A 26,540-nucleotide genomic window follows, 5' to 3' on the forward strand; every position below is an offset into this window, starting at 1 on the left:
AAGTTATAAAAAGATAATTTGTCAATACTTTTTTTGTTTTTGTAGTTTGTGAAAATAAGATGTAATGAAATCAAGTGTTAGAATTCACTAGAAAGTAGAAAAACCGAAAAATGTAACGAAAATGTAAATGTGGTATTGAATTGTAAAGGTAATGTTAAAAAATAGATATAAATGTAAAATTACGTCATGTGATGTTGAAAGTGGTAATTTAATGCTGTAACCTAACCATAGGTTAGTAAAGTAAATGGGAGATTATTTATGGATAAGTCGATAGAAACAAAGAAAAGAATTCTTTTTGCTGCTTCAGAACTATTTAGTATTAAAAGTTACGACACGATAACAATGAGAGAAATAGCTAAAAGGGCAAATTGCTCCCATACTACAATTTATCTTTATTACAAAGATAAGAGTGATTTGTTAGAGAAATTAGCTATTCCACCTCTATTAACACTTGCAAAACGAATTGATAGAATAAGAAGCCGAAAGACGTTGGATCCTTTAGGTAAATTAAAAGTTATCGGAAGAGGCATGATAAACTTTTCAATCGAAAATCGTAGTTTATATTTAACTTACATTACAGTAAATTCTATAAAGGTAGATGAAGATGATTTTTCTTCAGAGATTAATGCTGTGAGAAATTCCTTGTTTAATAGTTTAAAAAAAGTAATTTTACTAAATAATCCATACCTTACAGAGGAAGAAGCCTTAAAATATGGGAGAATGATCTTCTTTCAAATTCATGGAACAATTATGTCATATATTAATTCAAATGAAGAAGGCTTATCTATACGTCAGAGAGTAATACCTATATTGGAAGAAGCCTTAGAGTTTTTAATTCAAGGGATACTGGATAAGGCAGGACCTCAAATTAAATGACTGATATATACAATTTTTAGGTTGTTTATATAAATATGAAATTGAGGGGAGGAAATCTATGAAGCTATTTTGTATTCACTGCGCAGGGGGATCAAGTAAAGTATTTCAATCTTTATCACAGCAATTAAAAGATCAATTAGAAGTAATTCCAGTTGATCTCCCAGGACGTGGAAAACGTTTTTCTAGAGAGTATATTTATTATTTTGAAGATGCATGCAAAGATTTAGTAACAATAATCAAAAAGGGATTAAATAATAATCAAGAAGAGTTTGCTCTATTTGGTCACAGTATGGGAAGTTTATTAAGTTTTGAGATAGCTCATTTATTTCAAAATGAAAAATTTGCATTAAATCATGTTTTTTTAACAGGAACAAAACTTCCTTACCAGTTTGAGAATAACTCACTAATAGATGTAAGTAAGAATGATGATGAGGTTATGGATAGGATAAAAAAATTAGGAGGAACACCACCGGACCTATTAGAACACCCATATTTCTTAAAATTGTACTTACCTACTTTTAAGGCGGATTTTCACTTAATAGGTTCCTATAAATATCAAAAGAAAGAAGGGAAATTGAATATTCCTATTACAGTAATCAATGGAAAAGATGATCCTCTTTCAAATAGTGAATTTGATAGATGGTCACAACTAACTAAGCAGAAAGTTGAGATATTAATGGTTGATGGAGGTCACTTTTTTCTAAATGAACAAATAGAATTTGTATCAAAATCAATTCGATTAAAACTCATAAAGGACTTAATAATCAATCAATAAAAGGGGGGATTGGAATGGATAAAAACTATCTTCATGAATTAAAAAATTTTGTTGAATTACATATTAAATCACAATATTTAAAGCATGTTGAACCTTTGAACGTACTGGATCGTATTTTTTCATACGATAACGAAACTGAAGGATCGTGGGAGTATGAATGGCTGAGAGAAGGGAATAGAGTTTTGGAGAAAAGTCCATCAGAGGCTATACAATGCTATAATTTTGCAAGGTTTCCCTATGCTAATAATGAAATGCAAAAGGAGGTGTATAACAAACTTGTTGAAAGTTTTACGAGTTCTCTAGTAAATACAGGTATTAAAAAGGAATACCATTGTTTTCAAGATAATGTATTCACTGTATATACTTCCAACCTCAGTCCAGAGAAGCCATTATTGCTAGTAATGGGAGGGATAGTCTCAATAAAAGAACAATGGTATAAATTCCTCGAAGTGGGGCCATTGCTAGGCTTTTCAGTCATTGTTGCTGAATTCCCAAACGTAGGGGAAAATAGCTTAACCTTTAAGGCTAATTCATATGAAATGATTCAAGAAATATTGAACCATTATGAAGGTGAGGTAGATGTTGAGAATTCCTATTATGTAGGAATGAGCTTTGGAGGGCAATTAGGTATTCAATGTGCTTTAAAAGATAGTAGGATCAAAGGAATCGTTACAGTTGGAGCCCCATTATATGAATTTTATAATCTAGCTAATAATGATTGGGATAATATTCCTGTCATTACTAAAAAGACATTAAGCCATGTCTGTGCATTAACAGAGTTAGAATTAAAAGAAAACCTCTCAAATCTAAGTATTGATGTAAAAGCTCTTAGTAAATTAAAAATCCCTATAACTTATGTATTTAGCTTAAAAGATGAAATCATTCCTATTACTGAGCTAGAATTTATTCAAAGAAATATCAATAATCTAGATCTTATTACTTTTGATGATGTCCATGGTTCTCCAAATCATATGGATCAAATTCAAAAGTTAATTCCTGAGAAAATTTTAAATCAATATAAAGATAATCAATCCAAAGTTATCACAGATTTGAATATCTAGGAGGAATCAATTTGAGTTCTAAAAAAGTTGTTATTACTGGAATCGGTATCATATCTTCATTAGGCCATAATAAGAAAGAAAATCTCGAGCAGATGAAAAAAGGTCAATCAGGCATAGATAAGATTCAACGATTTAATACTGATAAGTTCATAAGTAAGATTGGAGCCGAAATTAAAAAGTATAATCCTAAAGATTATTTTACCCAGAAAGAAATTGATGAATATGATCGTTGTGCACAATATGCGATGATCTCAATAAAAGAAGCTTTAGATGAAAGTGGAGTTTTAAATTATACTTCCTCTAGTAAAATTGGTCTTGCATTAGGAACTTGTAATGGAGGAGTTAACTCTTTAGAAGAGCAAGGAACAATTGAATCTTTGGATCAAAAGCAGACAAAAAAGTATCCGTTTTTTAATCAAAGTGATCACGTTGCGCAATATTTCCAATTAGGTGGACCAGTAAATACTATTAATACAGCTTGTGCTGCAAGTGGTAATGCTATCGGATTTGGGTTTGATATGATTCGAAAAGGCTATGCAGATGTTATGATTGCTGGTGGCTCAGATTCAATGTCATTATCAGTCTATGCTGGATTTAATGCATTAAGGGCTTTAAACTCGGACCCTTGTTCACCATATAGTAATGCTTTTGGTTTAAGCTTGGGAGAAGGAGCAGCATTCGTAGTATTAGAAACCATTGAAAGTGCTTTGTCTAGAAATGCAACAATCTATGCAGAAGTGTGTGGTTACGGATTAAGCAGTGATGCATATCACGAAACAGCACCCCATCCGCAGGGATTAGGGATAAAAAACGCTATTGAATGTGCAATAAAACAAGCATCTATTGAAACAAAAGATATTGATTACATTAATACACATGGAACAGGTACAAAAGCCAATGATTCTGCTGAATTAAAGGGCTTAGAACAAGTCTTTGGAATTGAAAGACTTAAACAGATACCGATCAGTTCAAGTAAAGCATATTTTGGTCATAATTTGGGGGCTGCTGCAGCTATAGAATACGTGACAACTTTACTGGCAATGAAAGAAAACTTACTGCCAGCCACAATAAATTTTCAAGAAAAACGAGATGGCTGCGAAAAAGCTTACATTATAACAAATGAAATGAAAGAACAAAAAACAAACTATTTCTTATGTAATAATTCAGCATTTGGAGGTCATAATGCTTCTATCGTGTCAAAAAACTGGGTAGATCAGGAAGATAGGATGCATCAAACCGCTATTTCGTTACAATCTACAAATGACAATGTATATATAGTTGGTATAGGCAATTGTACTACATTATCAAAAGAAAATCAACATAGTCTAATTGAATATTTAATTGATATAGGTCAAACCTCACAGGAATTAGATTTTAATCTTAAAGATTATGATAGTTCTTTGTACGAAAGACGTATGAATTCCTTGGCTCAATATAGTATCGGCGCTGCAAATGAGGCGCTCAAGAATACCAATACGGAATTCCCATTGAGAAGTGAGGATATTGGACTTATTTATGGTACGTCAAGAGGAAGTCTACAGAGTTCTGAAAAATATTTTCAGTCAATTCTCCAAAAGGGTCCAGAATTTGCTAGTAGTATCTATTTTCCTGATATGGTCTTGAATTCTGTAGCTGGGAAAATATCTAAGAAATTAAATTTACAAGGATTCAGTAGTTCTATTAGTACAGGGGGGAGTGATGGACTATTCAGTGCTATCTATGGATTTGAAGTCATTAAGAATAATATCCATTCCTATTGCTTAGTGGGAGCAGGTGATGAACATTCTAATTTATCTAGTCAAATTGATCATGCATTGGGATTAGATAAAAGCATCTATCGGATATCAGAAGGTAGTAGTTTTCTGATGCTTTCTAACCAAATTGATAGAGGTACAAGCTTTGCAGAAATTACTGGTGCAGGGTTAACCTTTGGAGCCGATGCTAGTAGCTTAATACGGGCAGTTCATATGGCTTTAGACCATTCAAACTCAAAAATTGAAGACATTGATTTCATTTTTTATAACTCCAACGGTTTACCAGGAGATATGTCCATTTATGAAAATATGTTTAAAGAGTTAAATACTAAAAATACTGTTTTAAAACATTGTTTTAACGCCAAAGAATATTTAGAATCCACGAGTTCACTAAATCATCTATATGCAGCAGCAGAGTTGCTTAGTGGACAAGTTGGTAACATTGATGCTGTTAATCATTATTTTAATCAAGATGTTACTAAATTTACGAAGGGTCTTATTGTTAGTACCTCTATAAATGGTAATAACTCAGCTGTTGTTGTTAGTAAAATTGGCTAGAAATTATTTTTTATAGAGTAATATAAATACTAAAAAAAATTAGGAGGCTATTTAAATGATGAAAATTGAAGAAATCAAAAACATTATTAAGGAAAAAATTTTAGTAGAAAGATTAGAGCTTGAAGATATTTCAGCAGAGGAAATTGATGATAACGAGCCTTTATTTGGAGATGGGTTAGGGTTAGATTCTGTAGAAGCACTAGACGTTATTTCAGGTGTTGAAGAAGAGTTCCAAATCAAAATGCAAGGTCTTCCAGAAGAGGAAGTCCAAAAGACATTTAGCTCTGTAGAAACGTTAGCTGTCTATATTAATGAAAGATTGATGCTGAACGTATAAATTTAAAATCAGTAAAGCCTGCATAGTCAGGCTTTACTGTTACTCACTTATATTATTTAGTATCAAGGAACTATTCGGGAGATTGAAGGAGGGAAGATAATGACATTAAAAGATAAGGTCGCTATTGTGACAGGAGCTACGAGGGGAATTGGCAAGGAAATCGCCAGTCAATTAGCTGCGAATGGAACAAAAGTAATTGGGATTTACGCAAGAAGTGAGGAAACTGCAAAAAAAATACAAGATGAGCTCAGTAGAGATGGACACGAAATTACTTTTTATAAAGGTCCAGTTAATGATATGGAATTTGTACAAAAGACGGTTCAAGATGTGATAAATCGATACGGGAAAATTGATATCCTCGTGAATAATGCTGGTATTAATCGAGATAACTTTATATTTCAAACTGAGGAACAAGATTGGAATGAAGTTATCCAAACCAACTTTGGTGGTACTTACCACTTTTGCCATGCAGTAATACCACATATGGTAGAAAAAAACAGTGGGAACATTATTAATATGGTTTCTGTGAGTGCTATAAATGGAAGAGAAGCACAAACCAATTATGGCTGTTCTAAAGGAGCTATCATTGGGCTGACTCGAATGTTATCTAGAATGTATAGCCCTTATGGACTAAGAATAAATGCTGTAGCCCCAGGAATGATTGAAACGGAAATGATTCAACATGTTCCGGAAAATAAATTGAGTAACTTTTTAGATCATACAAATACAAACTCTTTAGGTAAGGCTAAACAAGTAGCCAATACAGTAATGTTTTTGGCTGGTGATGAAGATTCATATTTTGCGAGCACAGTATTTAAGTTAGACGGAGGATTTTTAAGATAAGGGGGAGATCATTTGTCTAAAATTATGCTTATAACAAATTGCCAACATCAACTTAATCAATTAATAGGTGAGTATTATTTAAAACGAAATTATAAAGTAATTTTTTATTTTGAAAATGAAGACGTATTAAAAGATTATGAAAATAAAATAGTCCAATTAGGAATTTCCTCTGATAATTACATGTTAATTAGTAACGATAAAATAGATTTTCAGTCGCTAGAAAAGGATATTGACATAATTTCAGATCGCTTTGGTCAAATAGATATCTTAATTCATGGCAATGAAATGCTAGATGAGACAAAGTACTTTCTAGAGGATCCTGTTGGATTAGAACAATCGATAGAGAAAATCTTTGGAACTATTTATCTCTTTAATCGAGTGATTACTTCAAGAATGATTAAGTCTAAAGAAGGGAAAATCATTTTTCCACTTATTTTTGATGTTCTGTATCACATGAATTATCCAAGTTCTCCTATATTAAATGGCGGGAAAATCTCATTAATGAAATGTATGTCAAGTGAATTGTCGGCATTTAAATTAAATGTTAATGCTATAACCTTTGGATATTATGATAATGAATTTGATTCAGTAACAAAAAAAGAGCTGAAAAAAAAGCTTGAAATATTTGCACTAAGACCTAGATTACTAAAGTTACAAGAATTAATCCCTGCATTAAATATTCTTGTTGAACCGCCAGTTTCAACAATTGGTGGAGAAAATATCCATATTGGAGCAGGCATTGAGACTGTTATTTAAGGAGGAATATAAATTGACTGATATAAAAATTGTCAGCTTAGGAACATTCTTACCTGGTAAACAGATTACAAATAAAGAGATGGAAGACGTCCTTGGTATACGAGAAGATTGGATTGAATCCATGATTGGAAATGAAACAAGACATTTCGCAGTAAACTTTCAAGAAAAAACGGTTGAGTATGATCTTATAGATTTATGTGAAAAAGCTGCTTTGGATGCATTTGAAAAATCTCCGTTAGAATCATTAGAGGAGATTGATCTCATTATTTTATCAACAGCTACTCCAGATCATCTAATGCCCGCTACGGTAAACCTTCTAGCTGACAGACTTGGTCTACAAGGAATCCCGACGTACCAAATTCAAGCTGGTTGTTCTGGTGCATTACAAGGATTGGACGTTGCCCAACAATTTCTAAAAGCTAATCATTACAAAAATGCATTAGTTGTTGGTGGAGATGTATGTAACAAATATTTGGATCTAAACCGAGACTTTCATAAGCTTCGTTCTTCAGAATTAATTAATTATGCATTATTTGGAGATGGTGCTGGTGCTGCTATTCTAACTAAGAATACAGAAGAACCTGGTTTTAAGCTCGTTCAAATTTCCAATAAATTCGAAGGATTAAATCGTGAGCCAGCACAAATTATGAATTGGATAGGAAGTATACCTTCAGATGTTCAAGGAATGTCTTCAAGACAAATATCGTCAAAGTATCCAGCAGCAAAAGAAGATTACAAAGCAATAGAAGAACATGTTCCTACACTAACTAAAGAAATGTTTAACACGCTATTAGAAGAAAATAATTGGGGAAAAGATAAAGTTCATCATTTTTTACCTCCACAATTAGGGTGGAATATGACGAAAAAAATTATTGACTTTGCAGATTTAGACCATGATAAAACAACTAATTGTGTTAAAGAGACTGGAAATAATGGGAATGCTTTACCCTATGTTCAGTTAGCTAAGCTGAGAGAAAAAGTAAAATTAAATGAAAAAGTAGTCGGCGTCGCTATTGAATCATCAAAGTGGATTAAAACTGGAATCGTTTTACAATATATGTAAAGGGTGGTTCTTATGAATGAGAGAGAGTTGGTAAAGCAAATAAAAAACGTAGTTAAAGATGTTCCAGACCAAGAAACATTTTCAAATATGCTGAGTTCGTTCCAAGGAATTCAATCAATCTTAACAAAAGAAAAAATAGGTCACTTACTTCGGAAAATCAACTTTCATGACGTTACCAATTTTCATGAAGTAAAGGTTGGTCTTTTAAGTAATTTTAACGCAGATGACCTTGCTACGTACTTAAGATTTGAATCGTTTAAAGACAACATCTTTCCTGATTTTTATGTGAGCCCGTTTAACCAGTATGTATATGAATTAATAAATAAAGATAGTCAACTATACAAGTCGAATTCTGATATTACCATTTGTTTGCTAAACGAAGAGATTATTTTTAATGAAGTAACTTCTATTACTGACCTTGCGCAGGTGGAAGCGACGATAAATTTTAAACTATCTGAAATGGAAAGTTTAATTGAGAACTTTGTGCAGCACAATAAAGGCTTATTTATATTAAATACGATTCCGCTAAATAAACTTACACACCAAAATATTATTGATTATCGAACGAAGGCAAATTTAAGTCGAATTTGGAGGGATTTTAACAGTCACTTGCTTTCTTTAATGGATAATTATGAACAATTAATCGTTTTAGATATTGATTTACTTTATCAGGAATCCGATGTTTTTATGCGAGACAATAAGATGCATTATTACGGATCCATGAGCTTTTCTCAGGAGTTATTAAGTGCCATTGCGGAAGAAGTGAATAAGTTAAGTCGATCAATTCTAGGATTACAAAAAAAATGTCTTGTATTAGACCTAGATAATACGCTCTGGGGTGGAATTATTGGAGACGCTGGTTTACATGGCATTGATTTGGGTCCAGACGATAAACCGGGCAACATTTTCTTTGATTTTCAAAAAGTTATACAAAATTTAGGTAAGCAAGGAATCTTATTAACGATTAATAGTAAAAATGAATGGTCAAATGCCGAAGAAGTTTTTAGTAAACATCCTCATTCAGTTTTGAAAGAAGAAGATTTCGTAAAAATTTGTGCGAATTGGGTACCAAAGCATGAAAATTTAAAGAGTATACAGAGTGAATTAAATATTGGTATGAACAGCTTCGTTTTCATAGATGACAGTCCATTCGAACGAGAAATGGTAAAAAAATACTTACCAGATGTTAAGGTTCCAGAAATGCCTAAGGATCCATCTTATTATACATTGGAGCTGCTAAATAAAGGTTGGTTTAATACGATCTCACTAACAAAAGAAGACTATTCAAGAAAAGAAAAATATCAACAAATTGTTAAAACAGAATCATTAAGAAAATCTTCCAATTCAATAGAAGATTATCTGCATGCACTTGATATTCGTGTTGAAATTGTTCAACCAAGTGATTTTACAATTCCGCGTTTGACCCAACTAACTCAAAGAACGAATCAATTTAATATGACAACACAGAGGTTACAAGAAGCAGATGTTAAAGCTATGATTCATAATCCCAAAACGCCGTTATTCGGGTTTAGTGCAGCTGATAAATTTGGTGACAATGGAATTGTTGGGACAGTATTCATTGAAGAAAGCACAATTAATAATCAGAAAATTTGGAATATTAATAATTTTATCATGAGTTGCCGTGTTTTTTCCAGAGGCATTGAAACAGCCGTATTAAATTATCTATTTACTAGAGCTAAGTTTGAGAATGTTGATAAAGTTGTTGGATATTATATCCCTTCTAAAAAGAATCATATCGTAAAAGACCTTTATATAAACTATGGATTTGAAGCGGTAAATGAACAATCTAGCAAACTAAGTTTTGTGTATGATCTAGATGAATTTAAATTGAAAGAAGTACCTTGGATTCAATTGAACTCACAAGAGGAGGTCGTAAAATGATTGTAACTAGCACCCTGGCAGAACTGCTTGCTGACATTTTAGAAATAGAGGAACAAGATCTTAATTTTAATATGAAGCTATCTGATTTTGAGAATTGGGATTCTGTCAATAGTTTACGTATTCTCACTCATATCGAAGATGAATTTCATGTGCGGTTAAGCATGGAGCAGTATTCTAAAGTCCAAACAGTTGAAGAACTTAGGGCATTAATTGAGGAAATGAGTAATGAGTAATGAAATCTTACATTTTCCTAAACAAAGAAAACACACGTATCATTTTTTAGATCATGCAAAAGAATTTAGTCCAGTTTATTTGAGTATAGATGTAGATTTTTACAACATTCAAAAGGTTAGAAAAAACTTAGTTACTGAAAAGAAAATCAAAATTAGTTATATCGCTTTTATTATTAAAGGTATTTCGGAAGTGCTAAGAAAATATCCAAAAGCAAATTCGGCTGTAAAAGGGTCTTTGTTTCCTAAAATTGCTTTTTACGAGGACATTATTGCAAAGTTTACACTTGATAAAACCATTGATAATGAGAGAGTCGTTCTTGCAGGTAAAGTAATAAACAGTGATCATAAATCGCTTGAAGAGATTCAGGAAGATTTAGAGTACTACAAAAACTCAACATTCCAAGAGGTAGACGAGTTTCAACCAATTCAAAAACTACACTCTCTGCCTACGTGGCTAGGAAATATGATTTATAAAAAAACAGTTGGTGATTTAAAAAAGCGCCATACCATTCAAGGAACTTTTACGATAACTTCATTAGGACATAGACCAATAAAACATTTCTATCCTATAACTTCTGCTACATTATGTTTTGGTATAGGGGCTATTGAAGAAAAGACAAAAGTAATAAACAATACCATTGAAATTCGACCAATAATGCCAATATGTTTAACTTTTGATCATAGAGCAATCGATGGAGCACTTGCAGCTGACATTTTAACAGGAATAAAAAATCAATTGGAAAATTGGGGGAATTAAATTGGCGAAGCGTCCCAAAAAAGACAAATATGATGTTATTGTTGTTGGTTCCGGAATGGGAGGGTTAGGTGCAGCTGTATTCTTAGCACAAGAGGGATACTCAGTATTAGTGGTAGAGCGCCATAATCGAGCTGGCGGATATGCCCATTCATTCCGTCGAAAAAAATATACGTTTGATTCAGCAGTAAGGATTGTTGCAGGAGCAAAAGAAGAGGGCTTATTATATGAGCTTTTAAAGAAAGCTGGGCTGGGAGATAAGTTAGATTTCCAACGAATAGATGAAATTTTTTCGGTCTATTATCCAGATCAAAATTTTACTGTTCCGCGCACCACACAAGGCTTAGTAGAAACATACAGTAGAATCTTCCCTCATGAAAAAGAGAATATTCGAAGATTAGTTAGTGAAATGGAAAAGTTGTATATAGCAACAATGGAACTTTTGCAATCGAGAGACCCGATGAAAATGTTATCAAATGAAACCATTATGAGATATAGAACAATGACATTTCATGATATGGTCGCTTCTTTCATAAAAGATCCGAAAGCTGTCTATGCTTTTTCAGCCCTATGGGTTTATTATGGAACTCCGCCAACAAAAGGAAGTGCAATGTTTTTTGCCTATGCCCTTATGAGCTATTTTAAAGAAGATATCTACTATTTAAAAGGTAGCTTCCAAAATCTTGCTGATGCTTTTGTTGACCGTGTCCATGAGTTGGGTGGAGAGGTTTGTTTAAGAAATGAAGTCAAAAGAATCGAAGTTGAAGGAAAACGCGTTAAGGGTGTTCATTTATCTACTGGAGAGTATGTTGAAGCACCAATTGTCGTCTGCAATGGTGATTTAACAAAAATGATGCATGAATTAGTTGGGGAAGAATTTTTTTCCGCACGCTATAAGAAGCGGATCGCTCGCTTAAGTTACTCTATTTCAGCTTTCGAAGTGTTTTTGGGAGTAGATTATCCATTAGAAGAGCTTGATTTGGCTCACGAGACTTTCTTGTATACCGATTATAATTATGATGAATTCTTTAATAAACATCAAAATCTTAAAGAGTTAGGTGTTGACGGTATAAGCGGGATTGGGATTACGACTCCGACATTAGTTGATAAAACACTAGCTCCAGAAGGAAAGCATACTTCTGTCATTACGACTTTAGTTCCATATGACATCGGGACGGATTGGAAAGATGTCAAAGATCAATATCAAGATAAGCTAATTAACATGGCTGAAGCAGTTATACCAAATTTATCGAAGCATATTGATTTTGTCGAATCAGGTTCGCCTACAACAATGGAGAGGTATACAAATAATAGCAATGGCGCGATTTATGGCTGGGAACAAAATATGCAACAAATGACTGCTAGACCTCAGCATGAAACGCCAATTGAAGGATTATACCTCTCTGGGCAATGGACAGATGCGGGCGGTGGAGTTGTATCAGTACTTTTATCAAGCTATAAGCTTCTTGAAAAATTAACAAAAACAAAAGTCGGTGTTTAGGAGAGAGATAATGAGTTGCATTAAAACGGTATTAAATGATGACACTGCGACGGCTTATATTTATTTAGATTCTAAAGAAACCAAAAATAGCTTAGATGTGGCTCTTACAACATCATTATTAGAAGAAGTAAAAAAAGCAAATAATAGTTCATCTATTAAAACGATTGTTTTCCTTAGTGAACATCGAGCTTTCTTTTCAAGCGGCCCATCGTTGCCAGGTTTGCTTGAAATAGCTGAAAATCAAAACGATGAAGAATTAAAGAATATAGTAGAAAATCTAAATGAATTAATCACTCAAATCTATTATTCTCCTAAAATCACGATTGTAGGATTTAATGGTTATGCCTATGGTGGAGGATTAAATGTATTTTTAGGATGTGACTATCGTGTAGCGGTAGAGCGTACGAAATTCATTGAAAATTTCCACAAAATGGGCGTTACATCTGATCTAAGCAGCAGTTATTTTCTTCCTCGACTCATCGGTATGACAAGGACAATGTCCATTATATTATCAGGTGATCTGTTTACAGCTTGGGATGCAAAGGATTGGGGCTTATTTAATGAGGTATTTTCAACAAATAAAGAAATGAAGAGCCATATCGAAACATTTTGTGAAAAAATAAATGAAGATGATTTCACAGCTATTCAGATGACAAAACAATTAGTAAAACAATCATTCCAAAATGGTCTCGAAAAGCAGCTTGAGATAGAAAGTAAAGCGTTGCGTGATAGTTTTAAAAACAAAGAAGTTGTTAAAAGGTTAAGGTCAATTTTAGACTATTCTATCATTTGAAAAGGAGTTAAGCATAATGTCAATTGCAATGTTAGAAAAAGTAAACATTACTCCAGATCAAGTTTTATTACAAGAACCTCCATTCTTATTTATTGATAAAATTGTCGAAGTTAGTAAAGAAGAAATCACTTGCTTAAAACTACTAGCTCATAATGAACCGTACTTTTTGGGCCATTTTCCAAAAAATCCTGTCCTTCCAGGAGTTTTAATGATTGAAATGGCGGCGCAGGCAAGTCTTATCCTTACTACGTTCATCCAAAATGAATTTAATTTTGAAGATGAATCAGAGTCTAAGCAACTTGGCTATCTGGTTAAGGCAAATAAATTTACTTTTTATAATCAAGCGAAACCAGGTGATTCTCTAAAAATCAAAGTGAAACTGACAGAAAATGTAGGGAATTACTTTACAGCTAGTTCAAGTATTACCTTTCATGATAATGGTGGAAAAGTGGCTAAAGGGGAATTAGTATTCTATCTTCCAAAAACTGAGGAGTGATGACATGTACGATAAAGACGTTGTTATTGTTGGTAGTGGCCCAGGAGGAGCATTACTTGGTTTTTTATTAGCAAAATCAGGAGTAGATGTACTGGTTATTGAAAAGAGTGCAAGTTTAAAAAGAGATTTTCGAGGAGAAACGATTGCACCTGGTTCTGTACACATTTTAAAACGTTTAGGAATTCTCGACAAAATTCCAAGCGATGCGTATTTAAAAGTACAGCAGCTAATTATGTATGATAAAGATGACCAATTACTAAATATCGATTTTCATAATTTCGAGCATGAACAGAAATATGGGATTGATATTCCACAGCCTACAATTTTGAATACTATCTTAAATGAAGCTAGTCAGTATAAAAACTTTTTGTACCTAAATGATACGAGTTGTGTAGATTTAATTGAGAATTCGTCAGGGGAAGTAACTGGTATCAAATGTAAAAAAGGGTCTGAAAGTTTCGAAGTGAAATGTCGTTTAGTCGTTGGTGCGGACGGAAGATTCAGTACAATTCGAAAATTGTCTCGCCTGAACTTTAAAAAAGAAGGCTATCAACGTGACTTAGTTTGGCTGAAAGTTCCTAAACCTCAAGGGTGGGTGGATGCAAATATTATTAAAGTTGATCGTGACGATCATTTAATCATTTTGCCAACGTATCCAGATTTATTGAGAATTGGAACTTATGTGGAAAAAGATGGCCTTTCTGCAGCCCGTACTCTTGGTTTAGAACATTTTAAGCAAAGAGTCATAGCAATAGAACCTAAGTTAGAAGATACGATCAATGAACATATAAAAGATTGGAAAGATACAACGTTTCTAGAGATTTTTTCAACTCATGTTCCTAAATGGTCTAGAGATGGACTAATTTTAATTGGTGATGCGGCTCATACTTTATCGCCAGTTTTAGGACAAGGTGTAAATGTAGCCATGCAAGATGCAGTAGAATTAGCGCCATATATTGAAAAAGCACTTCAATCTCAAAAAGAAGAAGATTTTTCTCTAAAAAGTGAAGCTTTTATTGAATTTGAGGAGAAAAGACAAAAAAATGTGTCTTTTGTAGCTAAATTTCAGGAAGAGCAAGAAAAAAGATTAGGTGCAAGAACAGATGAAGAATGTAATGAAAGAAAAACAAGCATGAAGCTAATCGACAGCAACCCGCTTAAGTATCGCATGATGAGTCCAGTCCAGTATGGTATTGCTTTAGAGATATAAAAGGAGGAGAAGGATAAGATGATCTACGGTATTGGAGTAGATTCCGTTGAAATTAGCAGGATTGAAGCAATATATGACAAAAGGCCCGAAATCTTAATCAATCAAATACTGACAGAATCCGAAAAAGAACAATTCAATCAAATAAAGCAAAAAAAGAGAAAAATGGAATGGTTAGCTGGGAGATTCAGCGCTAAGGAATCTATGTCTAAGGCCATTGGAACAGGTGTTTGTGAGACATTTAGCTTTAAAGACGGTGAAATATTATCCGGCCAAAACGCAAAGCCTGTTTTTCTTCTTTCAGAAAAAACGTTGAAGGTCCTTCCTCTTGGAATAAAGATACATGTAAGTATTACGCATACACGGACAACAGCTTCATCAATCGTCATATTAGATGAGAATTAGCGGTATGATTTGAATTAATATTATAGATAGAATTTTTCAGGTAATAAAACAGAAAGAAAACGCAATCCGTCTTGTTTTCTCTTAATTTAAAGATAGTTATTTCAAACTGTATGAAACAATGATAAGACATCTCTACCTTTTTGAAGAGCCATTCATATAAAAATTCAAGAGGTGGAGATGTTTCACTTGTAGAGTCTTGTTAATCAAAATACTTTTAAGGTGATCAAACTTAATATGGAGTTTAAGTTAAGACTAAAAAAATAAATGTAAAGAGTATAGAAAAAGTTCTTTATAAGACTTAAAGGAAGCTACATTAGGTTCAAAATAGTATGACGCCATTTCTGTACGTAAATTGGGGAGTTTGAAAGGAGAAAAATAATGGATATTGCTGAGATTCAAAAGTTAATAAAGGCACTTGATCAATCTTCCATAGGTGAATTGGAATATAACAAAGAAGATATGAAACTATTATTAAAAAAAAATTTGAATGACGACCTACAATTTGTTAGAAAGGTTTCAGAAGGTTCTGTATCTAATAATAAAATGATTCAAGAGGACTACTCCATTCCGCATGCCCAAGTTAACGAATCAAATCAGGAAAATGTTGAAAAGCTTACAGAGAATTTACATGAAATAAAATCACCCATGGTTGGCACTTTCTACGATTCATCATCTCCTGATGCAGAACCTTATGTGGAAATTGGAAAGGAAATAAATGAGGGTTCAGCTGTGTGTATAGTAGAAGCTATGAAACTATTCAATGAAATTGAGTCAGATGTAAGAGGAGAAGTAGTGGAGATCCTAGTTGGGAACGGAGAGCTAGTTGAATACGGACAGACGTTGTTTTTAGTAAATAAGAAGTAGAGGTGGTTTTAGTTGATTAGAAAGTTACTTATTGCTAACCGTGGTGAGATTGCCGTTCGGATTATTAGATCAGCAAGAGAAATGGGAATTAAAACTGTCGCTGTATTTTCAGAATCAGATAGAGAAGCTCTTCATGTACAAATGGCAGATGAAGCTCACTGTATCGGTCCAGCTTCAGCAAAAGATAGTTATTTGAACACCATTAATTTGATGAGTATAGCAAAGTTAACAGAATGTAATGCAATTCATCCAGGGTATGGTTTTTTAGCAGAGAATGCTGAATTTGCTGAGCTTTGCAAGGAATGTAATATTACTTTTGTTGGACCTACTGCTCAGACGATTAGAAAAATGGGAGCTAAAGACATAGCCAGAAAAACAATGATTGATGCTGAAGTACCCATAACTTTGGGATCAGAAGGAACCATTAATGACGTCGATGAAGGAATCAAAATAGCTGAAGATATTGGATATCCCGTCATTATTAAAGCTACAGCTGGAGGCGGAGGTAAAGGTATTCGAATCGCTCGAAACCAACAAGAGTTAAGAGACGGAATTAGAATTACTCAACAAGAAGCTGAAGCAGCTTTTGGGAATCCAAATGTGTATTTAGAAAAATATATTATTGATTTTCGGCACATTGAAGTTCAAATATTAGCTGATAATTATGGAAACGTCATTCATTTAGGGGAAAGGGATTGTACAATACAGCGAAGACTTCAAAAACTTTTAGAAGAATCACCCTCTCCTGGTATTGATAGTGAAACTCGAGAAAAAATAACTGAAGTAGCAGTAAAAGCAGCCAAAGCTGCTAACTATTCAGGGGCTGGCACAATTGAATTTATTTATGACTTGAAAGATAAAGAGTTTTATTTTATGGAAATGAACACACGTATTCAAGTCGAACATCCTGTTACCGAAATGTTGACTGGTATAGACATTGTGAAAGAACAGATTCGTATTGCCTCGGGAGGAAAACTACGGTATTCCCAAGAGGATGTAACTTTTAATGGTTGGGCGATGGAATGTAGGATCAACGCAGAAAATCCTGAAAGAAATTTCATGCCATCACCTGGAACTGTAGAAGCATATCTACCACCAGGAGGGTTTGGAGTTCGGGTTGATTCTGCTGTCTATTCGGGTTGTACTATTTCGCCCTATTATGACTCTATGGTAGCAAAAGTCATAACACATGGAGAAAGTAGAGAAGAAGCGATTGACCGTATGAAAAGAGCGTTAAGTGAATTTCTAATAACTGGTGTGAATACTACGATCCCCTTCCATATGAAACTTTTGAATCACGATACGTTTATATCGGGTGAGTTTAATACGAAGTTTTTAGATCTTTACGATTTAAATTGATAAAGATATCTATCTATTTTGATAAATTAATCTTTCGATAACGTGCCTAAAGTGTAACAAGTTATTTAATCTTAAATCTATAAAATTAAATTGCAATAATCATATTTATTTTGATTTTATTTTGGTTTCCATCTTATCATCTACAAAAAGTGTGAAATTTCACTTGGGTATATTACCTATCGTTTTAATCATAACAACATTATTTGTACAGTATATTGTGTCAAAGGTTAATAGTAAATAAAAGAAAGGGTACATGGTCTATTAATTGGTTGGCACTGGGAGGAAAGCTGATGATTAAAGGAATTTTTTCACAAAAGAACAAATATGCAACTGTGCCATCCAGAGAAGCAAAATTGGATGTACCTGATGGGTTAATTACCAAATGTCCAAAGTGTAAAAAGATTCTGTATACGAAAGAACTAATTAAGAGTTTAAAAGTTTGTTCAATTTGTCAATATTATTTTCAAATGAGTGCTCCAGAACGACTTGAACTTATCTTAGATAAAGATAGTTTTAAAGAATACGATGAACAAATGGTTTCTAATAATCCTCTAGATTTTCCCCAGTATACGAAAAAGATAAAAATAGATCAGAAAAAGACAAACCTTAACGAAGCAGTATTGACTGGTGAAGGAAAAATAAAAGGGCATGATACAGTAATAGCAGTAATGGACACTAGATTCCGTATGGGAAGTATGGGATCTGTAGTAGGAGAAAAGATTACAAGGGCTATAGAAAGAGCTACAGAAAAGGGATCCCCTTTTATTATTTTTACAGCTAGTGGAGGAGCCAGAATGCAGGAAGGAATCCTCAGTTTAATGCAGATGGCAAAAACAAGTTCTGCTGCAAAGATGCTAGATTTGTCAGGTAACTTATTTATTTCAGTCATGACAACTCCAACGACTGGTGGCGTATCGGCAAGTTTCGCTTCCTTAGGGGACTATAACTTTGCAGAACCCGGTGCTCTAATTGGTTTTGCGGGAAGAAGAATAATTGAACAAACGATACGTGAAGAGTTACCAGAGGATTTTCAAACAGCGGAATTTCTATTAAAGCATGGTCAATTAGATAATATATTAACCAGGGACAAAATGCGTGACACATTAGGATCGATTCTCAGTCTTCATCAGGGAGGGATGATATAGTGAAAAACTTTTTAGATTTTGAAGGTCCCATTATTGAATTAAAAGATAAAATATCAGATTTAAAAGAGTTTATGAGCTCAAAAGAAATTGATTTATCCGATGAAGTTAATAAATTAGAACATAAATTACAACAATTAGAGAAAAAGATTTATAAACAATTGACATCTTGGGACCGTGTACAGGTTTCAAGGCATCCTAACCGTCCGACTTCTCTTGATTATATTCAAGAGTTGTTTACTGATTTTCTTGAGATGCACGGTGATCGTACTTATGGAGATGATCCAGCTATTGTTGGGGGCATTTGCAGATTTGAAGATCAACCAGTGACTATCATTGGTCATCAGCGCGGAAAGGATACAAAAGAAAATATTTACAGAAACTTTGGAATGCCTCATCCAGAAGGTTATAGAAAAGCGCTTCGGTTAATGAAACAAGCAGAAAAGTTTCAACGTCCTATAATAACATTTATCGACACAAAAGGTGCTTATCCTGGAAAGGCTGCAGAAGAACGAGGGCAAAGTCAAGCAATTGCAAATAATTTATTTGAAATGGCATCATTAACTGTCCCTGTTATTAGCATAGTTATTGGTGAAGGTGGGAGTGGCGGAGCATTAGGTTTAGGAGTATGTAACCACCTGCATATGCTTGAAAACTCAACATATTCTGTTATTTCACCTGAAGGTGCTGCAGCTCTTTTATGGAAAGATGCTTCCAAAGCTCAACTTGCAGCTGAAACTATGAAAATCACAGCTTATGATTTAAAAGAATTAGGTATTGTTGATGAACTAATACCAGAAGTAAAAGGTGGGGCCCATTCTAATTTAACAGCGCAAGCAAAAGAGATTAGAGAAGTGCTAAGAAAATCACTAGCAGAGCTGAAGTGGTTAGAGAGAAATGATTTAATGAAAAAACGATATGAAAAATATAAACAAATAGGTCATTTTTCTATTAAGGAAGATTTTAAACGAAAAGTAAAAGAACTAGTAGTAAATTAATTGTCTTTCATGTCATCCTAAAATAATTCTCAAAGTATAAATGTTATGCTTTAGAGAATTATTTTTTATAGACTCCTGCACTACAGGTTTAAAGTCTATCCTCTCTCAAAGTTTATATCATTCCAACACAAATTTGAAAGTTCAACAATCCGTATCCCTCTTCCAATAAAAGTTAGAAATGCTGTATATTTTTTAACGGCATAAATGAAGCTACTCTTCGTTTTTTCCCAAGATAGGAGAGTATTTCTTTACTTCCCTCATTAGAAAATGTGTTTATTCGAACATCCTCACTTCCCTTTTTACCATCACTGATGGGGTTTTGTACTATGATTTGTTCTTTTACAGCCCAATTAAATCGTGCTTAAATGCGCGTTAATCGAGAATTTAGAGTAGCAGGCATTGTAGAGGAGCGTATATGACTACTACAAATTCAATCATCATTAGTATTAGGCTCCATATGAAAGTTTATTATTTCCTCGGTTCATCCAACCAACTATTTCTTCTCTCCTTACACCTAGGGGGAGGCACCCTTTTAAAAATCGAATAAAATAGGTATTCGAATTAGTAACAATACCCAAGCAGGGTTCATAATTTGTTGAGGAGAGTGTTCGTCGTTATGATTGAATGTCTTGAAATACAGTTGTTTTCGCTCTGCGCTTTTTTGGTGTGCTGTAAAATTTTGTGAATGAAAATACGGAGGTAAGTAAAATGAATAATTTCCAGAATGAACTTCAAATGTTGAATGTTGGCGATTTTCAAGCGAGTGCGGCTACTCCTTGGGATCCAAACCAATATTACATGGATCAGGAACGCCTACTAGTCGGAGGTTTTTTTCGATGTTTTAGCTGTTTCAATTGTTTTAACTGCTTTAATTGTTTTCGTTGCTCTAATTGCTTCCATTGCGGCGGTAACTGTGGTGGTCGTTGCGGCGGTAACTGTGGTGGTCGTTGTGGTGGTAACTGTGGTGGTCGTTGTGGTGGTAATTGTGGCGGTCGTTGTGGCGGGGGACGTTGCGGCGGTTGATATTTCTCGTTTTCAAATGAAATACCCTATAGAGAAAAACCCTTGCATGAGTTGCAGGGGTTTTTCTCTGAAAGATTAGACATAAGAGACAAATTACAGTACATAGGATGATAGTGGAAATGGAAAATGAAGCTATTAGATTTGAGGACAGCTAACGGATAAGGAGGAGCAGTATGACAAATTTGAAACCTTCTATGCGTCTGAAGGTGAAAAGGGACACTTTTTTTCTCCCTGATCCGAACAGCGGTGTGTATTTTCGAAATAATGTAAGTTCGTTCCACATGAAAGGCAGCACGATCGATCAGTGGGTTAATAAGCTAATACCAATGTTCAATGGGGAGTACACGTTGGAAAATTTAACTAAAGGACTACCTACTCCCTATCGAGATCGTGTGTATGAAATTGCAGAAGTACTATATCAAAACGGATTTGTTCGGGATGTAAGCGGGGATTGTTCTCATCAATTGGCGGATCAGGTTCTTGAAAAGTATGCATCTCAAATTGAGTTTATAGAAAGTTTCGGTGAGTCTGGTGCGTACCGTTTTCAAACATATCGTCAAGCAAAAGTATTGGCAATCGGCTCTGGTTCCATATTTGTCTCATTGGTTTCTTCGTTGATTGAATCTGGATTGCCTAAGTTCCATGTACTAATCACGGAATCCGTACCGACAAATCGGCTGAGGTTAGAAGAATTGGTGGTACATGCCCGTAAAGCTGACCCTGAGGTTACGATAGAGGAAGTCATCCCGGAAAAGAAGGATGAAAGTTGTTTGCGGGAGATTGTGCAGTCGTTCGATTCAATTTTGTATGTGTCGCAGGAAGGTGATCTAGAGGAACTACGAGCACTTCATAAGATTTGTAGGGAAGAGAAAAAGTCGTTTCTCCCTGCTATCTGTCTGCACAATGTGGGTTTGGCGGGTCCTTTGGTACATCCAGATTCTGATGGATGTTTTGAGTCTGCGTGGCGTAGTCTACACCAAACTGTATTTGATCATGACGAGCAACTACACAATGTCACTTCTACAGCTTGTGCAATGTTGGCTAATCTAATCGTGTTTGAATTGTTTAAAAAAGTGACGAGTGTTACTGATGATTCAGTGCAACGGAATCAAATCTTCTTGCTTGATCTAAATACGTTGGAAGGAAATTGGCATCCGTTTATGCCTCATCCGCTCGTAACTGGACGTACGACAGCAAAATGGTCTCAAGATATTAATAATAAAATCAAACAGAGCTCAAGTAGCGGAGAACCGAGCGGGTTGCTTCTGTACTTTAGCCAATTGACATCAGCGGAATCAGGTATTTTTCATATTTTAGAGGAAGAGGATCTAAAGCAGTTACCATTAGCGCAGTGCCGCGTTCAGTCAGTTGATCCGTTATCGCAGGGACCCGCTGAGCTGTTACCGAGCATTGTCTGTTCAGAATTGACACATGAGAAGGCACGCAAAGAAGCGGGGTTATCAGGGATTGAAGCCTATGTGTCGCGAATGATTGATGTGTTCGTTACGACTCTTCCTCCACAAGAGAAAGCCGAGAAAAGGATCGGTGAATCGCAGGAATTTGTTGGTGTCGGAGCGGGAGAAACAGTTGCTGAAGGTGTTTGCCGCGGTTTGCAAAAGTGTTTAACGGAAGAACTGCGCAAACAACAGGTCGATCAGATCAATGTCGTCACCAAGGTGCAGGTAAATGATATAGAAGATATTCGTTGTCAGTATTATTTACAAGCACTGACTACGTTAGAGGGTGCGCCAACCATAGGATTTGGAAAGGGAATTTCCGGTTTTCCAGTCGTATGGGTCGGTACGAATGATCGCTGGTATGGCAGTGTAGGGTTGAATACAACAATGGCCATGCAAAATGCATTACAACAAGCGTTAATAAATGGAAAAGGTCAGGCTAGGCAGGCGTTAGTGGCTTCGTCCGTGGTTTTGGTCGAAAGGGATTCTCAAAGTCTTGTGATCTCTTCAAGTGAAGAGACTTCACAATCCGAGGTTCTCCAATCCACACTACAAGTTTTGGAACGGAATCGTAGGAGACTTTTGGTATTCGAACTAGAATGGGAACCATTTTTGACAAAGGAATTTGTCGGTGTGTATGGTGTAGTCTTACGGGAGGAGGGAGCTAGGTGAGTGCAGTCGTAGCAGTTATCGGAGAAGGATTGTTAGCGGACTACGTGTGTGAAGAAGTGTCAGTCGAATACCAGGTAGTTCGTCAACCTGATTTTGCGGAAGGAGTACATGAGGCTACTGATTTAGTTCTCGTGTTACATGATACCTGGAATCCTTCTGTTCATCAAAAGGCGGAAGAGGTGTTACGTCCAACCGGCATTCCTTGGTTACGTGGCTTCGTCTCATTTGGTGAAGGTGTGGTTGGGCCGTTAGTTCGTTCTGATAAAAAAGGGTGCTCACGATGTGCTGACATGCGCCAACACATGGCTGGACGCGACCGTAAAGAGATGTGGGAAATTGGCCAGAAGCTAGCGGTGGACGGGGGAATGTCGCGTGATGCGTGGGCATCGCGTTCGGGACTTTTGCAAATCTCTTATCTACTTAAGGATGAGGTCCAGAGGATATTGCAAGATGATGAGATACATTTAGATGGACGGGTATTTTTCGTTAATCTAAAAACATTAAAGAGTTCATGGCATCCGTTTTTGCCTGATCCGTTATGTTCAGTTTGTAGTCAATTACCTGAAGATTCACCGACTGCAGCCCAAATTTCACTAAAATCAAGTCCGAAAATAGAAGGGAGTTATCGCTGCCGTTCGATGGATGATTTAAATCAAGTTCTCGTTAAAGACTATTTGGATCAACGGACGGGTATTTTTAATGGGAAAATGTACGATCTTGTACCTCCCTTTGCAGATGTAGGTGTAAATTTGCCGTTATTCTCAGGAGACGAGGGAGTAGCAGGGAGGACTCATTCATACGCTTTAAGCGAGTTAACTGCTATATTGGAGGGCTTGGAGCGCTCCTGTGGGATGGCTCCTCGTGGGAAACGGACTGTGGTTTATGATAGTTTCCGTAATTTGAAAGATCTAGCGCTTGATCCTCTGAAAGTAGGAGTGCATGCAAAGGAACAGTATGCTAGTCCTGGTTTTCCGTTTGAACAGTTTAATCCAGAGCGTCCGATAAATTGGGTATGGGGCTATTCATTTTTGCAAGAGCGACCTATTTTGGTTCCTGAGTTGCTCGCCTATTATAGCTTGGGGTGCGGACAAGGATTTGTTTATGAAACCTCAAACGGCTGCGCATTGGGAGGGAGTTTGGAGGAAGCTATTTTCTACGGTATTTTGGAAGTGGTAGAACGTGATTCGTTCTTAATGGCTTGGTATGCAGAGCTTTCCCTTCCACGTCTTGATCCTGCTTCAGCGAACGATCAAGAATTGCAGCTGATGATCGACCGTGTCCGTGCAGTGGGAGGATATGATCTGCACTTTTATAACTCGACGATGGAGCACGGAATTCCAAGCGTTTGGGCAATAGCAAAAAATAGGAAAAAGAAGGGGCTGAATATTATCTGTGCTGCCGGAGCACACCTTGATCCAGTACGGGCGGTAAAAAGTACAATCCATGAGTTGGCTGCGATGATGATGACGTTAGATGAGAAATTTGAGTCGGAGAAGGAGAAGTTTGAACGAATGCTACGTGATTCCTCCTTAGTGAAGAAAATGGATGATCATGGCATGCTGTACGGTTTGCCACAAGCGGAAGAACGCCTACAGTTTTTACTGGATGATAAGCGTCCGTTGCGATCGTTTGCTGAGGAATTCAAGTGGAAGTCGACTCATGCAAATCTGACTGATGATCTAAAGGACATTCTTCAAAAGTTTCGACAACTGAATCTCGATGTGATTGTAGTGGATCAATCGACATCGGAAACGAAACGAAATGGTCTGTATTGCGTGAAAGTACTGATTCCGGGGATGTTGCCAATGACTTTTGGACATCATCTTACGAGGATATCAGGGCTTGCGCGGGTGCTGCGAGTGCCAATGGAACTTGGATATCGAGAGCAGCCGCTAACAGTTGAACAGCTCAATACACATCCACATCCATTTCCATAAGTAGTAACGAGGAGGGGTGGAGGATGAATCTTGAGTCATATCTGCACAATCTACATTTTGACATCGACAAAGTAAGCCCAACGGACTGGGAAGTGGATTGGGAAGATGCGCCGCTTCCGTATAAGCTCTATCGTGGCTTGCCTGTTGTTCCATTATCTTTGGAGGTACCGCTGACGCTAAAAGAATGGGAAGTACCAGAACGTCCTAACCTCCGGAGAATTAGTTATTTTCTCTGGTACGTCTTCGGCCTGTCTCAACTATCTCAGTCAGCCTTTCCATCCATGGACCAAGTACCAGAACTCATGCAGTCGTATCGAAGGTTTGTTCCTTCCGGTGGAGCGTTGTATCCAAGCGAATTGTATGTGTACTTGAAGATCGAGAATCTGCCTGTAGGGGTGTATCATTATGATGTGGCACACCACCGCTTGGTATTCTTGAGAGAAGGTAATTTCGATTCGTATCTAGCCCGAGCTCTTGGTCATCGCTGTGATATGTCCGCTTGTTTTGGGACTGTTTTTGTGTCGACGATGTTTTGGAAAAACTTTTATAAATATCATAACTTTGCCTACCGTCTTCAGGGGTTAGATGCTGGTGTGCTGATTGGACAGTTACTAGAAGTAGCCAAACGATTTGGTTTTGCATCTGGGGTTTACTTCCAATATCTAGACCGGGCAATCAACCATTTACTTGGCCTAACCGAAGATGAGGAAAGTGTGTATGCTGTTATCCCGTTAACAGTTGAACCGACAAGGTGGTTTTCTAATGGGGGCGGCAGAGATGAGCTTGTTTCTGCTATTGAGTTGTGCCAAGAGTTACAAGCGATTCAAACGAATCACTATGTCCGATCACAGAAAACCAAACCATTTCCGTTGTTAAAGAAGATGAATGAAGCGTCCATACTCGAATCAACGCAATCGTTTCGGCGAATAAAAGAGAGGGAGACGTTGAAATGTAAGAATCAAGTGGTAACTCTCCCACGAGTGAAGCGGTTATCCTATGATCTGACGGCGGTTTGTCAAAAACGATTTTCACCAGATATGGATTTCGTTTTTGGAAAGGTGAGTCAAGCGCAGCTAGCCATTCTGCTACGGGAAGCAACGTCTGCGTTCTTTTATCGAAATGATTTGGATGAAGCACAGGAGGAGCACGAGTCCCGTGTCTCACTATATGGTTGTTTGAATAATGTTGAGGGCATACCAGACGGTGCATATCATTATGAAAGTGCTGAACATGTGTTACGACAGATAGATCTTGGTGATCATCGACTCAGTTTGCAATCTGGAATGTCTATCAGTAATGTAAATTTGTTTCAGGTGCCGCTCTGCTTTCATGTGGCAGGGGGTAAAGATCACTTCATCTCGGAACTTGGGTATAGAGGATATCGAATTCAACAAATGGAAGCTGGTATGCTCGTGCAACGATTACTGTTAACGGCGTCAGCCCTTGATTTGGGCGGACACCCATTACTCGGGTTTGACGCAAACTTGTGTGATGAAATCTACAAGATGGATCATCAAGGAAAAACCAGCCTAATCCAAGTCCCAATTGGTCCCTATAGGCCCCGCCCTTGGTTAGTGGGGAGCCTGCAAAGTTAAGTATGGGGCGCAAAACGATTTTTATCCCGCATTAACGGGCAGTAATACCCCCACCTCTAAGCTTGAGTGAATCACAAAGAGGCGAAGGTGGGGGATAACTGCCCGTAAAAGCCCGATAAGTCTCGCTATCCATCAGTGGGGGATAAGGAAAACCCCCACTGATGGAAGTCTCGCTTTAT

At 36.1% G+C, this 26,540-nt stretch carries 24 protein-coding genes; all 24 read left to right on the forward strand.

The annotated features are described in order from the left end of the window. Window positions 1-258: 258 nt before the first annotated feature. The 24 genes from K9V48_RS10190 (at window position 259) to K9V48_RS10305 (ending at window position 26,361) form a co-directional block, all read left to right on the forward strand. Complete coding sequence (locus K9V48_RS10190) at window positions 259-876, forward strand: TetR/AcrR family transcriptional regulator (RefSeq protein ID WP_224138876.1); 618 nt, start codon at window positions 259-261, stop codon at window positions 874-876. Between the two features lie 58 nt (window positions 877-934). Further along, complete coding sequence (locus K9V48_RS10195; protein ID WP_224138878.1) at window positions 935-1,651, forward strand: thioesterase II family protein; 717 nt, start codon at window positions 935-937, stop codon at window positions 1,649-1,651. A gap of 14 nt (window positions 1,652-1,665) precedes the next feature. Further along, complete coding sequence (locus K9V48_RS10200; RefSeq protein ID WP_224138880.1) at window positions 1,666-2,712, forward strand: alpha/beta fold hydrolase; 1,047 nt, start codon at window positions 1,666-1,668, stop codon at window positions 2,710-2,712. Between the two features lie 11 nt (window positions 2,713-2,723). Beyond that, complete coding sequence (locus tag K9V48_RS10205) at window positions 2,724-5,024, forward strand: beta-ketoacyl-[acyl-carrier-protein] synthase family protein (RefSeq protein WP_224138882.1); 2,301 nt, start codon at window positions 2,724-2,726, stop codon at window positions 5,022-5,024. 55 nt (window positions 5,025-5,079) lie between these two features. After that, complete coding sequence (locus tag K9V48_RS10210) at window positions 5,080-5,361, forward strand: phosphopantetheine-binding protein (RefSeq protein ID WP_224138884.1); 282 nt, start codon at window positions 5,080-5,082, stop codon at window positions 5,359-5,361. A 99-nt stretch (window positions 5,362-5,460) separates the two neighbouring features. Next, entirely contained in the window at window positions 5,461-6,204 is a 744-nt protein-coding gene (locus K9V48_RS10215) for an SDR family NAD(P)-dependent oxidoreductase (protein ID WP_224138886.1), read from the forward strand. Between the two features lie 12 nt (window positions 6,205-6,216). Then, complete coding sequence (locus K9V48_RS10220) at window positions 6,217-6,960, forward strand: SDR family NAD(P)-dependent oxidoreductase (RefSeq protein ID WP_224138888.1); 744 nt, start codon at window positions 6,217-6,219, stop codon at window positions 6,958-6,960. A 13-nt stretch (window positions 6,961-6,973) separates the two neighbouring features. After that, window positions 6,974-8,023 (forward strand): ketoacyl-ACP synthase III, encoded by a 1,050-nt coding sequence (locus K9V48_RS10225; RefSeq protein ID WP_224138890.1) that lies wholly within the window; start codon window positions 6,974-6,976, stop codon window positions 8,021-8,023. A 12-nt stretch (window positions 8,024-8,035) separates the two neighbouring features. After that, window positions 8,036-9,925, forward strand: a complete 1,890-nt coding sequence (locus tag K9V48_RS10230; RefSeq protein WP_224138891.1) for an HAD-IIIC family phosphatase — start codon at window positions 8,036-8,038, stop codon at window positions 9,923-9,925. Next, the gene (locus tag K9V48_RS10235; RefSeq protein WP_224138893.1) at window positions 9,922-10,158 is read left to right on the forward strand and encodes an acyl carrier protein; all 237 of its coding nucleotides are present in this window, start codon (window positions 9,922-9,924) and stop codon (window positions 10,156-10,158) included. Before K9V48_RS10230 ends, K9V48_RS10235 begins: the two co-directional genes overlap by 4 nt. After that, window positions 10,151-10,915: a 2-oxo acid dehydrogenase subunit E2 gene (locus K9V48_RS10240; protein ID WP_224138895.1), complete on the forward strand. Its 765-nt coding sequence runs from the start codon at window positions 10,151-10,153 to the stop codon at window positions 10,913-10,915. The genes K9V48_RS10235 and K9V48_RS10240 overlap by 8 nt, the downstream gene beginning before the upstream one ends. Window position 10,916: 1 nt before the next feature. Beyond that, window positions 10,917-12,413, forward strand: a complete 1,497-nt coding sequence (locus K9V48_RS10245) for a phytoene desaturase family protein (protein WP_224138897.1) — start codon at window positions 10,917-10,919, stop codon at window positions 12,411-12,413. Window positions 12,414-12,423: 10 nt separating this feature from the next. Beyond that, window positions 12,424-13,206, forward strand: a complete 783-nt coding sequence (locus K9V48_RS10250; RefSeq protein ID WP_224138898.1) for an enoyl-CoA hydratase/isomerase family protein — start codon at window positions 12,424-12,426, stop codon at window positions 13,204-13,206. Window positions 13,207-13,222: 16 nt separating this feature from the next. Beyond that, entirely contained in the window at window positions 13,223-13,702 is a 480-nt protein-coding gene (locus K9V48_RS10255; protein WP_224138900.1) for a 3-hydroxyacyl-ACP dehydratase FabZ family protein, read from the forward strand. A gap of 4 nt (window positions 13,703-13,706) precedes the next feature. Next, window positions 13,707-14,912, forward strand: a complete 1,206-nt coding sequence (locus tag K9V48_RS10260) for an FAD-dependent monooxygenase (protein WP_224138902.1) — start codon at window positions 13,707-13,709, stop codon at window positions 14,910-14,912. Window positions 14,913-14,930: 18 nt separating this feature from the next. Continuing rightward, window positions 14,931-15,314 carry a holo-ACP synthase gene (gene acpS / locus K9V48_RS10265; RefSeq protein WP_224138904.1) on the forward strand — a complete coding sequence of 128 codons (384 nt, stop codon included), beginning with the start codon at window positions 14,931-14,933 and terminating at the stop codon, window positions 15,312-15,314. Between the two features lie 375 nt (window positions 15,315-15,689). Continuing rightward, window positions 15,690-16,178: an acetyl-CoA carboxylase biotin carboxyl carrier protein gene (gene accB, locus K9V48_RS10270; RefSeq protein WP_224138921.1), complete on the forward strand. Its 489-nt coding sequence runs from the start codon at window positions 15,690-15,692 to the stop codon at window positions 16,176-16,178. Window positions 16,179-16,190: 12 nt separating this feature from the next. Then, window positions 16,191-17,537, forward strand: a complete 1,347-nt coding sequence (accC, locus tag K9V48_RS10275) for an acetyl-CoA carboxylase biotin carboxylase subunit (protein ID WP_224138905.1) — start codon at window positions 16,191-16,193, stop codon at window positions 17,535-17,537. A 290-nt stretch (window positions 17,538-17,827) separates the two neighbouring features. After that, window positions 17,828-18,682 (forward strand): acetyl-CoA carboxylase, carboxyltransferase subunit beta, encoded by an 855-nt coding sequence (gene accD, locus K9V48_RS10280; protein ID WP_224138907.1) that lies wholly within the window; start codon window positions 17,828-17,830, stop codon window positions 18,680-18,682. After that, a complete protein-coding gene (accA, locus tag K9V48_RS10285) occupies window positions 18,682-19,677 on the forward strand; it encodes an acetyl-CoA carboxylase carboxyl transferase subunit alpha (RefSeq protein WP_224138909.1) in 996 nt (331 codons plus the stop codon). The genes accD and accA overlap by 1 nt, the downstream gene beginning before the upstream one ends. A gap of 708 nt (window positions 19,678-20,385) precedes the next feature. Then, window positions 20,386-20,700, forward strand: coding sequence for a heterocycloanthracin/sonorensin family bacteriocin (locus K9V48_RS10290; protein ID WP_224138910.1), 315 nt, complete (start codon window positions 20,386-20,388; stop codon window positions 20,698-20,700). 173 nt (window positions 20,701-20,873) lie between these two features. Then, window positions 20,874-22,829 (forward strand): putative thiazole-containing bacteriocin maturation protein, encoded by a 1,956-nt coding sequence (locus K9V48_RS10295; RefSeq protein ID WP_224138911.1) that lies wholly within the window; start codon window positions 20,874-20,876, stop codon window positions 22,827-22,829. Further along, window positions 22,826-24,766, forward strand: a complete 1,941-nt coding sequence (locus K9V48_RS10300; RefSeq protein WP_224138913.1) for a TOMM precursor leader peptide-binding protein — start codon at window positions 22,826-22,828, stop codon at window positions 24,764-24,766. Before K9V48_RS10295 ends, K9V48_RS10300 begins: the two co-directional genes overlap by 4 nt. Before the next feature lie 23 nt (window positions 24,767-24,789). Beyond that, window positions 24,790-26,361: a SagB family peptide dehydrogenase gene (locus tag K9V48_RS10305; protein WP_224138915.1), complete on the forward strand. Its 1,572-nt coding sequence runs from the start codon at window positions 24,790-24,792 to the stop codon at window positions 26,359-26,361. The last annotated feature ends 179 nt before the right edge of the window (window positions 26,362-26,540 follow it).

It is taken from the genome of Metabacillus rhizolycopersici (assembly GCF_020075705.1).

Excerpts from the sequence above, each read along its gene's own strand:
- K9V48_RS10210 (WP_224138884.1), top strand. The coding sequence starts at position 5,080 with ATGATGAAAATTGAAGAAATCAAAAACATTATTAAGGAAAAAATTTTA.
- K9V48_RS10295 (WP_224138911.1), top strand. The coding sequence starts at position 20,874 with ATGACAAATTTGAAACCTTCTATGCGTCTGAAGGTGAAAAGGGACACT.
- accD (WP_224138907.1), top strand. The coding sequence starts at position 17,828 with ATGATTAAAGGAATTTTTTCACAAAAGAACAAATATGCAACTGTGCCA.
- K9V48_RS10235 (WP_224138893.1), top strand. The coding sequence starts at position 9,922 with ATGATTGTAACTAGCACCCTGGCAGAACTGCTTGCTGACATTTTAGAA.
- K9V48_RS10290 (WP_224138910.1), top strand. The coding sequence starts at position 20,386 with ATGAATAATTTCCAGAATGAACTTCAAATGTTGAATGTTGGCGATTTT.
- acpS (WP_224138904.1), top strand. The coding sequence starts at position 14,931 with ATGATCTACGGTATTGGAGTAGATTCCGTTGAAATTAGCAGGATTGAA.
- K9V48_RS10260 (WP_224138902.1), top strand. The coding sequence starts at position 13,707 with ATGTACGATAAAGACGTTGTTATTGTTGGTAGTGGCCCAGGAGGAGCA.
- K9V48_RS10195 (WP_224138878.1), top strand. The coding sequence starts at position 935 with ATGAAGCTATTTTGTATTCACTGCGCAGGGGGATCAAGTAAAGTATTT.
- K9V48_RS10255 (WP_224138900.1), top strand. The coding sequence starts at position 13,223 with ATGTCAATTGCAATGTTAGAAAAAGTAAACATTACTCCAGATCAAGTT.
- K9V48_RS10230 (WP_224138891.1), top strand. The coding sequence starts at position 8,036 with ATGAATGAGAGAGAGTTGGTAAAGCAAATAAAAAACGTAGTTAAAGAT.
- K9V48_RS10250 (WP_224138898.1), top strand. The coding sequence starts at position 12,424 with ATGAGTTGCATTAAAACGGTATTAAATGATGACACTGCGACGGCTTAT.
- K9V48_RS10215 (WP_224138886.1), top strand. The coding sequence starts at position 5,461 with ATGACATTAAAAGATAAGGTCGCTATTGTGACAGGAGCTACGAGGGGA.
- K9V48_RS10240 (WP_224138895.1), top strand. The coding sequence starts at position 10,151 with ATGAGTAATGAAATCTTACATTTTCCTAAACAAAGAAAACACACGTAT.
- K9V48_RS10200 (WP_224138880.1), top strand. The coding sequence starts at position 1,666 with ATGGATAAAAACTATCTTCATGAATTAAAAAATTTTGTTGAATTACAT.
- K9V48_RS10190 (WP_224138876.1), top strand. The coding sequence starts at position 259 with ATGGATAAGTCGATAGAAACAAAGAAAAGAATTCTTTTTGCTGCTTCA.
- K9V48_RS10305 (WP_224138915.1), top strand. The coding sequence starts at position 24,790 with ATGAATCTTGAGTCATATCTGCACAATCTACATTTTGACATCGACAAA.